Here is a 12,675-nt window from a genome sequence, read left to right as displayed (position 1 = left end):
TAAGGGAGAGGTTTATGCAAGCAGAACAGCTGGTTGGAAAAACTCTAGGCACCTGTACCCTCCAGTCATTGATTGGCCGTGGAGGGATGGGAGCTGTCTTTCTTGCCCAGCAATCGCGCCCACGTCGTCAAGTAGCCGTAAAAGTACTGCTACCAATGACCACACTTCTCCCACACCAGAAGGCTGCCTTTCTGGAGCGCTTCCGACGTGAAAGTGATGCCGCAGCGTCGCTTGAACATCCCCATATTGTTCATGTACATGAATACGGCGAACAAAATGGTCTGGCCTACCTGGTGATGCCTTATATTAGCGGTGGGACACTACGCGATGAATTAGAAACGTTAGGGCAGCTCCCTTTTGAAAACTGCTGCGATTATCTAGAGCAGATGGCTTCAGCCCTCGATTGTGCTCATGAGCGCGGCGTAGTCCATCGCGATATTAAACCCGCCAATATCTTAATGACTCCTGATAAACGGTTACTGTTAACAGACTTCGGTCTGGTTAAGGTGCTTATTGAGGGGCAATCACAACAACAACTGTCAGAGGCTGGCATGCCAATGGGAACGCCAGATTATATGGCTCCTGAACAGGTGATTGGCGGCGAGATCACTCATCGCGCCGATATCTATGCCCTGGGGGTTATTCTCTATCACATGCTGACGGGGACGGTCCCTTTTAAGGGCGAGATGCCGATGCGCGTGGCTATGGATCATGTACACACACCACCACCATCTCCACGCAGCTATCGCTCAGATCTCCCCGCTGCTGCTGAACAGGTGCTACTACGCGCACTCTCAAAACAAGCTGCCGATCGTTATCCCACTGCTGGTGACTTCTCCCGAGCCTTTCGCTCTGCTTTAACGGCTACTTCCATATCACGAAAGGCTGCTGTAGATGTTCCAACAACCCCTGCACCTGCTCGACGGGGTATCTTCGATCCAGCCTGGCTCAAAAAGCCAGAGGTGGCACAGCCCGCTGCACCCAGGAAGGATATTATTGGCAAAAATAGTATCACTTTGCCATCATTCTCAGGTATTCTGACCCAGGCACATCTGCCCGCGGTCGTGAAACCTGCTCATAATCATAAAGAACCAGATCTTATTATCACCAGGGCATCAACGCCTGATAAGTTTACGCCACTGCCACCAACGCCTGCTTTGAGCAATGAACCTCTGATGGCTACTCAGTCTAAGAATACTCCATTGCCTCCTACAAGCTTACGTTTGGGACACCGAACCAGCCTACGCGGCCTTCAACAGGGACCAGCTCTCTCTGCTCAACCTGTCGCAAATAATAAACAAGCAACAGATGAAGCAGAATCTGACTCGTCAGTGGCATCATCACCTAATGAACAATCTGGAGGAACCATGAACCAGCGTGACCCATCCTCACAGTCCCCACAGGCACAGGAGACAACCACTCAGGGGCCTCGGCCACTGTTTGGTCCAAAACCAGCCTTTCAGAAGATGCCACAATCAGCTCCCTTGCCTTCGGCACCATTACCTGCTGAAGGTCCCGCAACACGCCCCTTTGCTCCACCCCTGCCTTTTGCAGCAAATACACGAAAATTAGAACCTTTTTCCCAGGAAGCAACTGGTACGTTTCCCAATCAGAACTTCCAGCCCAACTCTACTGGTACGTTTCCCAATCAGAACTTCCAGCCCAACTCTACTGGTACATTCCCTAATCAGAACTTTCAGCCCAGTTCTACTGGTACATTCCCTAATCAGAACTTTCAGCCCAATTCTACTGGTACATTCCCTAATCAGAACTTCCAGCCCAATTCTACTGGTACGCTTCCTAATCAGAATTTTCAGCCCGGCTCTACTGGTACGTTCCAGCAGGCTGGATTTCAAAGGACACCTACGGGCGCGCTACCCTATCCTGGTACAGGTGTAACTGGTAGCTTACCAGGACCTGGCTCAACGGGACTCTTACCAGCTCCGGCACCTGGAACAACTGGTGCTTTACGCATGGCACAGGGCGATTACAATGGTGAGACAGGCATGTTGAAACTGGCTCAACCGGTACGGGTAGTGAAAGTTCCAGTAGCTGGACAACCAGGGCAATATATGACAGGCATCTTACCAATGTTGCCCCCTGAGCCTGAACCAGCTTCTCTCCCTTTGAAGGAGCGCGTGGCTGCTCTACCTGGCACTGTCAAACGAAATCCTAAAAAATCCTTGCTGCTTATAGCTGCCCTGATAATTCTGGTAGGTTCATTTGGTTTCTTGTTGACTCGCATTCCTTCAGGAAGTTCCCAGGCCAGCACTTCCGGCAGCAGCAAGAGTAACAACAAAATGAATGCGGCGTCCACTGCTACTATTGGAGCTCAAGCTACAGCAGATGCCAGCCTGATTATGGCTGATGCCATGTCCTCAAATATTCATAGCTGGAATATAACATCGAAAAATAACCATACCTATGAATTTAAGGATGGGACATATCATATTGGTGACTTTGATAAAGAAAATATCGCCTTCTCCACGCTACCAGATGATGATATTCCTGCCAATCTGACATACAAAATCTCTATGTATGAGGTCAAAGGCGATGATACCAACACATTTAATTCCTTTGGCTTGATGATTCGCTTCAATGAGCAGCAGCAAGATGGCAAGAGTCATGTGACCTTTTACGCATTTAAGGTCTTCAACACCACCAGCAAAACAAAGGGGACCAAAGTCTATAAGTTCCTGAAATTTGATAGCAATGGCAAAACTGTCGATGATCAATGGAACGAGCTCTGGAAGGGCGATATCGGCGACGAATATCATATGGGCCAGGGAACAGATAATACGAATACACTCAAAATCGTGGCCAATGCCGATAAGTTCACGTTCTTTGTGAACGATAAAAATGTAGGCTCTGCCCAGGATGGCGCTTATCCCAATGGTCGTATTGGGATGGAGGTCGATAATAATGGTACTGAGGTGGCCTTTAAGGATCTACTTCTAACCAGGAACTAAGATGAGAGCCAGATGAGCTGGGAGATCTCTCAGCTCATCTGGCTCATTTCGCATCAGGAACTAGTTGTTGAGTTACCTCTCAGTGTGTCGCTACATGATCTGAGATGTGGTAGTACTATCAACCCTGGAGCATGCTTTTGGAGGGAATCATGAAACCGCGAGACTCATCTTCGCAATTTCAGCAAGATGAACCAGTTCAAGAGCCACAATCCATTTTTTGGCCCTTTGGACCTGCTGCTCAACAACCAGCCCGAACGCCTGCCGGGCCCGCCACACACCCCTTTGCTCCCCCTCTCCCTTTCACCCAGGGAGGGCGCTCGCCACAACAAAATCATGTTCAGACTACAACCCCTCCATTCTCAACGCACCAGACTGTCCCTACTATACCTGGTTCTTTCCAGCAGCCTGGCTTCGCTCCTGCATCCCAACCGCAGGCGAAGCAGATACAACCTATGCCCGGTACTCAACCACGCTCTACTCAGAATCTGCCTACCCCTCAGTTCCCAGCTCGCTCCACTCAGAATCTACCTACTCCTCAGTTCCCAGCTCGCTCCACTCAGAATCTACCTACTCCTCAGTTCCCAGCTCGCTCCACTCAGAATTTACCTACCCCTCAGTTTCAACCACGCTCTACTCAGAGTCTACCTGTAGCTATGCCTATGCCTGGTACTCAGCCGCGCATTACTCAGACTCTTTCCGCGCCTCAGTTCCCAGCTCGCTCCACTCAGAATCTGCCTATACCTATGCCTGGCACTCAACCGCGCATTACTCAGAATCTACCCAGTATAACCGGATCATTACAGACACCTCAAGGTACATATAATGATGAGACTGGAAAGCTCAAGCTAACACAATCGGTACGTGTGGTAAAGGTTGCGGTTCCAGGCCAACCAGGTCGCTATATGACAGGGCTCTTACCTGCTTTCACACCCGACGTTTCTCCTGCCAACGCTGCTACCAGTACAGTAAATAAGAAGGCTCCTCTATCTAAGGGTCAAAAGTTCACCCGTATCGCACTCATTACTATCTCTCTTCTACTTCTCCTGAGTACGGGCGGCTTTGCCCTGACACATATACCTGCAGGATCGAAACAAATTGCGGTAACTCCACCCAGACCAGTAAATCATCTGCTCGATAGTACGGCAACAGCGGCCAGTATGGCTCAAGCAACGATCTTCGCTAACCATCTCCTTACCGACGATCTATCCAGTAACATTCATAACTGGAACACGCGCTCGCAAAATGGTCTTACTTATGAATTTAAAGATAACGCCTATCATATTAGCAATGCCAGTAGCAATCAGTATATCGCTTATTCGACGCTTCCTGATGATACCGTTCCAGCCAATAGCGCCTATTCCCTTTCTATGTATGAGGTCAAGGGACAGGACGACAGCTATAATAATTCCTTTGGCTTGATGCTTCGCTTCAAAGAGACCGTTCAAAATAACCAACCCATTGCGACTTTTTATTGCTTTAAGGTCTTTCATACGACGATAAAGGGCTCAAAACGCTACATATTCGGGAAATTTGATGGCAACCAACCAGAAAATAAACGCTGGAATGAGCTCTGGAAGCAGGATGTTGGCGATGAGTATCATTTTGGGCAGGGACCAGATAATACCAATACGCTGAAAGTAAGCACCAATGGTGATAAATTTACCTTTTTTGTAAATGGGAAAGAGGTTGGTTCTGCTCAGGATGGATCTTATGCTGATGGACGAATTGGCATGGAAGTCGATAATAATGGTACAGAAGTAGCCTTTAAAAATCTCCTATTGACGGCCAATTAAAAAGACAGTATCGTTATTTATAGTCTCCTGCCCGAAGACAATTTGCAGGAAGACTTAGAACGGGTGGAGGTCTCGGTTGACTACTTTCTCAACAGTTATGGGTTCCTTTTCAGTTGTCCTGGTTCAGGCCCTGACCAGCTCACAGCAGACAATGGTCGCGCTGATGCTCTGGATCACTGGCTTTCTGTGCTTACTCAATATTTTTCTAGCCTTTTTGTATCGAGGTCGCAAACGGGGCGAAGTAGTCTCTTACTATGCTGCGTTCGCCGTCGAATTGGTCATCTTTGTCTTAGCACTTCTCTTACAACTTCATATTACATCAATCCTCTTTCATCTTCCTCCTGGCTTACCTATCAGCCAGGCAGAAATTGGTGCGGCTCTGGCTATCGGTATCGGCCTCTTTCCTGCCGCTTACTGGCATCGCGTCAATCTCTCCGAGCTCCCCAGGCGCATTGCTGAGGATGGTCAAAATCTGAAGAAGGGCGAAGGGGCTGTAAAGGTTCGCAATACTACACCAGGAGAGTGGATGAACTAATTCACAGGTACTCCCTCACGGAAAAAGTTTCCATTCAATAATCGAAAAGCGCTAATACTCTGGGATAATACCAGCGTGTTGGTGCTTTTTCTTCAACTGCAATTCTTTTGTCTTGTATATCTTCGGCGAAACCCTCTTGCTATTGAAGATTTTCTATTCTTTTGCGTCTTTCTAAATAGGCTCTCAATTGCTCCAGGCGAAAACTCACCTCTGCCAGGCTTTTAGCCTGAGGAATTTATCGCTGGCTGAAAGCTTGACAATAAAATAACGTAGTGTTATATTTTTTATAACTAATCGCAATAGATATTACAATCAGACAGAGTGCGTAAAGGATTGAAGGAAAGATGAGCACGTTCCCTGAATATAATCCAGATGCCCAATCATTATCCATACCAACAGCTTCTTCTGTACAGCCTGAACACCAGGCGGTAGTTACACGCGATCTCGTACGTACGTTTGGTCAGAAGTTGGCAGTTAATCATCTCAATCTCAGTGTACGCTCGGGCGAGTTCTTTGGCTTTCTGGGACCCAATGGGGCTGGCAAATCGACAACTATCAAAATGCTGGTTGGCTTGCTTCGACCCAGTGGGGGTGAGGTATGGGTCGATGGCATCAATGTCTGGCAGGAGCCCCTACGCGCACGAGCAATTATGGGAGTCTTACCCGAATATCTCAATCTCTACGAGCGCTTAAGCGGACGCGAATTTATCACGTTCTCCGGCCATATGTATGGAGTCAGCCCCGCCGATATCGAACGTCGCCGCGAAGAGCTTCTACAAGTCCTCGATCTCTCAAATGATGCCGATAAAATGATCGTAGACTACTCGGTTGGTATGCGTAAAAAGGTGGCTCTGGCTGCGGCTATTATTCATCGGCCTCGCGTGCTCTTTCTAGATGAGCCTTTCGAAGGGATTGATCCCGTGAGCTCGCGGACCGTTCGCGATATTCTCCAGGATCTCACGCATCGTGGCACTACTATCTTCTTCTCTTCCCATATCATGGAAGTGGTGGAGCGGCTCTGCACGCGCGTTGGCATCATTAATCAAGGCACTCTGGTAGCTGAGGGCTCGCTTCAGGAGTTACGAGATCGTGCTCAAGGCAATCATGAAGGAAAAGATGCTACGCTTGAGGATATCTTCCTGAACGTTGTTGGAGCTCGTAACGAGAATCATAATCTCAGTTGGCTTGAGTAAAAAAGGGAGACGATGATGGTTATCAATGGCGATAAGCTTCGCTGGCTGCTCTGGTTGCGCTGGCGGATGCTTATTCGGAATTTTACCCACGGTGGCGTGGCACAGATTATTGGCGGTGTGTTGCAGATTCTTTTTAGTGTTCTGTTTATGGGAGGAATCGCCGCAGTAACGTTATTTCTCTTTCGCTTTTTCGACGCTACCGCACGAACCGAACTACTTTTTCTGGAGCTCACGGGTCTGTTTGTGATGTGGGTGATCCTCCCGCTCTTTGATATGACGCGCAACGAAGGGCTCGATCTTTCTAAGTTAGTTCAATTCCCTCTCACAAAGTGGGAGTTGATTCTTAGCCTGCTTCTCTCAACTCTGCTGGATATTCCTATGTTCGGGCTCTTTCTGATTCTATTAGGGGCTGTGATTGGCTGGGCTTTCTCGCTCCCTCTGGCCCTTTTTACGCTGGTGACTCTATTCTTCTTCGCGATCCAATTGGTAGGGGTTGGACAATTCATTGTCTCTCTCTTTCAAGGGGTATTGCACAATCGACGCTTTCGCGATCTCAGTATCATTCTGACTGTCTTCCTTTTTGCTCTGATCTACCTGGCTCAATTTGGTTTTCGCGCCCTCGCAACCAGTGGCATTAGCAATGGCTTTCAATCGGGCTCGTTCTCTACATATCTCCAGTGGACACCACCTGGTGTGGCGGCCCGCGCTATTCAATTGGCCTCGATCAATAACTGGGGAGGGGCTCTCCTCTGGCTGGTTGCCCTTATTGTGATTGATGCTGCCTTTCTCTTTCTCTGGCTGGTCTTTACACAACGCAGTCTACTTGCTGCTGAAGAAGGTGATTCTGCACCAGTGGGGGGGACAGTAAAGAAGGTACGCTCACGCTCAACGAGCATTGGAGTACAGGCCCAGGTGGGCACTCAGAGGCGCGGCTTCCTGCCAGTGCAGGTCAGAGAAATTATGCTGAAGGATCTCAAGTATATTCGTCGTGATCCTCAGATTACACGTATGTTTCTCCAATCATTGATTATCGTTGTCTTCTATGTCTTCTACTTTGGCTTTACCAATTTTACTGGCGGAAGTCGTGGAGATACGATGAAGACCATTGGTCCCTGGGCGGTTCTGGTCTCACCTGCGCTGATTCTTCTCTCTCTCTTTATTCTGACCTACAATATTCTGGGCTTTGAGCGCCAGAGTCTGACGACGCTCTTTCTCTTTCCAATCCATCCAAAATATATCCTCTGGGGCAAGAATCTCCTGGCCTTCCTGATTGGATTGGCAGAGATGCTGATTATCATCCTGGTCGCAGCGGCCTTTACGGGTGGCTGGAACTTCTTCATACCGGCTCTTACTATGGGGATCGCTGGGATGGGTGTCATGATTGGAATTGGTAATTTCACCTCATCCTTTCTACCACAACGCATGAAATTTGGGGCTCGTGGCATACGTGCAATGGCTAATATGACTGCCGAGGGAGGCTGTCTACGCGGTGCACTATCTGGCCTCTCGGTCTATGGGACGATGATCCTGCTGATCCCCGTGGCACTTGCTGTGATTCTGCCTCTGGCCTTCTCTATGCAATGGATCTGGGTGATCTCGATCCCCCTATCGCTGCTATACGGCGCTGGCTTTTATTATGGCCTGACGCGGCTCTCATGGCCACGCCTCCTCAATAAAGCCCCTGAGATTCTCAATATTGTTGCGAAAGAATAGTAGACACAGACAGAAGCCTGGGCTCGAAACTTCGGGTCCAGGCTTCTGTCTATGTCTACTATTCTTTTATTCCTTCGTTTTTACTTCGTCCCGCCTGACATTTCCTGGCCGCGCTTTCGCATAACGCCTGAACAAGATAAAAGGCACAATAAAGAGCGCTGCTACCAGCACATAGGCTGCAATAGTGCGTGCATTATCCAGTAAAGAGGCCTGACTGGGATTTACTACGATTGATGGAGGATACAGACCTGTGATGATAAAACGAGGGTCGCCCCCTACTTTATAGCTGGCAGCTACCTGCTCGTGATTCGGGATATCTAACATGTCCACCTGGCCATCCGCCAGGGCCACAAAACCAAGCTGACCATCGCTGGTAATTGCTACTGAAGCAGGCCTGGCCGGTAGCGTCACGGTGCGGCTAGGCTCTTTGGGCGGCTGAAATCCACTATTGACTGGAGCCAGGACTGCTAACTGTTTGTTCTTCTGATCCGGCACATAGATCTCTCCTGTCCCCTCATTAAAATCCATTGGCCCATATTCACCACCAGTAATTAAGGTAGTGATGGTATGTGAATTTAAATCTACAGCTACGACGCTCCCCTGGTTCGTGGTCGCATAGACGGTCGCCCCTGGTGGAATCGAGAGATAACGCGGCCCCTCCGCCAGATGCACCTGGCTCAGCTGCTTCCCAGAGACATCATCAAAGATCGTTAGCGAATCGCTATCTGAGACCCACAACTGATCACCACCCGCTCCATTACTGGAGAGGGCTGAGCCGACCATAGCAACCGCCAATCCATACACAGGGCCGCCCACATGGAGCGTTCGCTTAATACTACAGTTTGTAGAGTCGATAATGGTTACACTGGAATCGCCCTGACCCGCAGCATAGATTGAGCTATTGTTAGGATCAATAACGAGCCGATTTGGATGCCCCGGCACCCTGGCAGTGCAGAAAATCTCTCCGGTCTTGGCAATGATAAGGGCAACACGATCCTGGTCTTCCTGGGCAGCATAAAGAAAACGGCCATCCAGGCTCAATGAGATCACTGAAGGCTTGCCCGCTGCGGAGATTGTTCCACTTACTTTCTGCTGCATGACATCGATCCGGCTAATCCCTCCATCACTTCCGGCCACATAGGCCAGATTAGGAGCCCCTCCATCAGCCTTTGCTACTGATGGAATGCCACATAATAGCAACCAGCTGCACAGAAAAATGAGAAGGAGCCAGCGATAGCTTTGTTTGCTCATGACAATCCTTTTCAAGGCTTTGGTGTAAGTGAAGTCCAGGCTGAACTCTGGGCATTGTAATGATAGACTTCAGTAGGATAATTAGCCGCTAGATAGACCTGATCTGCATTACCAGGATCGGCAACCACGCTCTCGAGGCTTTTTTTCAATTGTGGTAAAGGCTGCCAGCTCTGACCACCATCGGTACTTCGATAGACGCCCGATCCCAGTTTTCCATAGATCGTCTGTGGCTGGGTTGCCGGTACGCTGAGTGAATTATAGGAAGATTGGCTATACACCTGGTTAAAGGTCTTGCCTCCATCGGTCGAGCGGGTAATCCCTGCATCGCCTGAGGCATAGATCGGCTGACCAGGACCGGCTGAGGCTACGCTAAAGACAGCACCACTTACACCCGCAACGGTCTCCCAATGCTGGCCTCCATCACTACTGCGTGCAATACCATCATTTCCATAAATCAAGAGCTGCCCTGGCGCTCCGGGCAAGGCATACAGCCCCTGAAGATTCCCCAATGGTAACGTCCCCACAGTGCTAAAATGCTGCCCTCCATCCTTGCTAACCTTGAGCGCATCAGGGCCACGATGCGTTAAATAAACATAGACTTCATCTGGCGACTCATTCCCTGCTGCGGCAAAATACATATCGCCTAGCTCACTGGTTGTAAGAGCCAGTCTCCAACTCTGGCCCTGATCAGTGCTGGTATACAGGCCCAATGTCCCCTTTGGATTGTTATACACGCGCTGCGTAAGCACATAGATCCGTTGGGGATTCAGTGTACTGGCCGTTAAGGAGAAGGTCATCAGGTCTTCCATCGGCTGATGAGGACCGGCTGCTACCATCTGCCAGCTCTTTCCCTCATTTGTTGAGTGGAACAGACCAAAGTGGGTTGCTAATACCAGGCTTCCGCTTGAGAATGCCAATAACGCATGACTGTGATTAGCAGCAGTGCCAAACCCATTAACGCGCTCAGGCGTTGGAGTGGCATCAGGTGCATTGGCTGAGCTATCGCAGGCCGACAAGAATAGAAGAGCACAACAAATCAGCCCACAGAGACCTGACCACCGAAATAAGTACGACTTCTTCATCTAGCTTCCTCCCCTTTCAGGGACTTTTCTCTTCACAACGAGCGTGAGTACTTTTACCTATTTTTCTTTGATCATATCATGGCTTTCAAATGACAACTGCCATCTCTGACGGCACATGCTCTGGCTTAGAGTGGAGTAACCATATGAACCTGGACCTCATGCAACGTATTCTCAGGGGTCCGAATCTGCACACGTAGCTCCCAATTTCCACCCATATTGAGATCCCCCGGCGCACTAAAGTATCCCTTGCCATCTGGTTGCAGGTTAATCGTATCTGTTCCCATATCCATATCCAGCATAATGGTATAGATCGAAACACCCACATTGGTATCTGGCTTCCCATTACTGTCAAATACGCTCACTGTAAAGACATTGGTGCCAAAATGATTGGGGGAGACCGTTAGCTTAATGGAGAAGGCTTTATCCGTCGTGATAGCATTCGTCGCAAAAGCCGTTGCCTTAGGGACTGTCGTTGTAGTTGCAGGCTGCAAAGTGCCAGCAAACACACTCATCAGACCAACACAGATGAGGACGGCAACGCCAAGCACTGGCTCCCAGATCAACATACGTGTCAATCGATGAGTTTTCTGCGTGATCTGCTGCTCTAAAAGCTTGCTCTCTGGTGTCTCCAGCGGGCGAACAGCGTTCTCTTGAGGATCAGTAGCTTCTACAGATGCATCGCCCTCTCTCAGGCCATTGTACTCTGCAATAGCTTTAGACAGTGCTGGCCTCCAGAGAAAAACGTGAATAGCACTCGTAACCAGCATCGCTACGACAAGCACTATCTTGACAGATAACGCTCGCCCATAGGCGGTATTGATTAACTGCTCAAAAGAGCTCATATGGAATGTCGCATTCAGCGGTCCAGACAGAGCCATCAGTACCACGCCGCTGATCGCCAGAGGAGAGAAACGCTGGAGCGTCGTTAATAAGAGCTGAGGGGAGGCATGACTATTCTTCCAGGCGGGCAGATATATACGCGCTAGATAGAGCATGCCACCCACCCAGAGCGCCGCAGCCAGAAGATGGAGCCAATCTCCAAGCACAGCATAGACAACATTATTGCTGACCGCTGCTGCATGGCTCGAGAAGGTAACTGCAATTAACAGAGCCAGACCCAGAAGCAGGTTGAGCCAGGAGAGAAGCGCCACCACACGGGGCCCAGGCGCGCGTAGCCGGAAGCGATACAGAGCAATGCCCAGTGCCACCAATAGCACGATCTCACGCATGCTCCAGTAGAGACCAAAGTGACCACTTGAGATAAGGTTCCACAGCAAAGAGGGGGCCAGTGCCTGACCCAGATTCCCTCCTGTAAGTTGTAAGCCCTGTCCAATTAAGACCCCAAGATTCGTCAACAGGGTAAGTACCAGCGCTGGGATCGCAAACCGGCGGGCAAAACGCTGCTGTGCTTGCCGCTCTAATGCGGATTGCTCCTCATTCGCCGTATCCTCAGTTGAGGGCGAGACAAAACTCTGCCAGAGCTGGGCCCCCACCCAGAAAACGGTTCCCAATTCGACCAGCGTAATCATCAAAAAACTGAAAAAGGTCTGGTTATCAAGCTGACCACTATTGGCATTATCAACTGTCCCACCCAGTTCATCCAGACCAGGTTGAGCGCCATTCAAGCTAGGGATCGAACCATCTGCCCCCTCTATGCTAAAACGAAATGAGCCACGCAAGACATGTCCATCGCTGGCTGACTGCGTGCGCCAGACCACCACATACACAGCAGATGGAAGATCAGAAGGAAGCGACAGATCGATCTCCCTTGGATCAGAGGTGCTTACACGAGCATCATTCTTATCAATACGCTGATTTGCTCGATTGACTACCACCGCAGAGCTAAAGGTCGGATTGAGATCCTCGCTAAACCACATCTGAACCTGTGTTGGAGCCGTTGTGAGGACAGCATCTTTAGCTGGTGTGGAGCGTAACAAAATAGCATGCGCCTGCACAGCCGTTGGAAATAAAAAAAGTGCAGCCCACGTCAATGAGAGCGCAAGCAGGCATAAACGCACAGGGCGTTTAGAAATAAGCAACTGCATCAGATCTAACCTTACTTTGTCTAGTGAGCAAGAGTAAAAAACATCCCTTTACTTATGTATTATAAAACCCAATAACCATAGTATAACGCACCTG

8 protein-coding genes are annotated in these 12,675 nt (G+C 49.5%); 5 read left to right on the top strand and 3 right to left on the bottom strand.

Annotated features, from left to right (window positions below):
- The first annotated feature begins 14 nt into the window (after positions 1-14).
- The 5 genes from EL628_RS06175 (at position 15) to EL628_RS06155 (ending at position 8,203) form a co-directional block, all read left to right on the top strand.
- Entirely contained in the window at positions 15-2,969 is a 2,955-nt protein-coding gene (locus tag EL628_RS06175; protein WP_126579100.1) for a serine/threonine protein kinase, read from the top strand.
- Between the two features lie 149 nt (positions 2,970-3,118).
- Positions 3,119-4,762, top strand: a complete 1,644-nt coding sequence (locus EL628_RS06170; RefSeq protein ID WP_126579099.1) for a hypothetical protein — start codon at positions 3,119-3,121, stop codon at positions 4,760-4,762.
- 76 nt (positions 4,763-4,838) lie between these two features.
- Entirely contained in the window at positions 4,839-5,297 is a 459-nt protein-coding gene (locus EL628_RS06165) for a hypothetical protein (protein ID WP_126579098.1), read from the top strand.
- Between the two features lie 344 nt (positions 5,298-5,641).
- Entirely contained in the window at positions 5,642-6,490 is an 849-nt protein-coding gene (locus EL628_RS06160) for an ABC transporter ATP-binding protein (protein ID WP_126579097.1), read from the top strand.
- Between the two features lie 12 nt (positions 6,491-6,502).
- Positions 6,503-8,203 (top strand): hypothetical protein, encoded by a 1,701-nt coding sequence (locus EL628_RS06155; RefSeq protein WP_126579096.1) that lies wholly within the window; start codon positions 6,503-6,505, stop codon positions 8,201-8,203.
- A gap of 66 nt (positions 8,204-8,269) precedes the next feature.
- Here the strand turns inward: EL628_RS06155 and EL628_RS06150 are convergent, their stop codons facing one another.
- From EL628_RS06150 to EL628_RS06140, 3 genes are all read right to left on the bottom strand, one after another.
- Entirely contained in the window at positions 8,270-9,454 is a 1,185-nt protein-coding gene (locus EL628_RS06150; RefSeq protein WP_126579095.1) for a YncE family protein, read from the bottom strand.
- 11 nt (positions 9,455-9,465) lie between these two features.
- The gene (locus EL628_RS06145) at positions 9,466-10,536 is read right to left on the bottom strand and encodes a WD40/YVTN/BNR-like repeat-containing protein (protein WP_126579094.1); all 1,071 of its coding nucleotides are present in this window, start codon (positions 10,534-10,536) and stop codon (positions 9,466-9,468) included.
- A 125-nt stretch (positions 10,537-10,661) separates the two neighbouring features.
- Complete coding sequence (locus tag EL628_RS06140) at positions 10,662-12,581, bottom strand: copper resistance protein CopC (protein ID WP_126579093.1); 1,920 nt, start codon at positions 12,579-12,581, stop codon at positions 10,662-10,664.
- Positions 12,582-12,675 lie beyond the last annotated feature (94 nt).

The organism is Tengunoibacter tsumagoiensis, assembly GCF_003967535.1.
In the GTDB taxonomy this organism is placed as follows: domain Bacteria; phylum Chloroflexota; class Ktedonobacteria; order Ktedonobacterales; family Ktedonobacteraceae; genus Tengunoibacter; species Tengunoibacter tsumagoiensis.
Note: the sequence above shows the minus strand (reverse complement) of the source record. Positions and strands in the feature narration are given on the sequence as shown.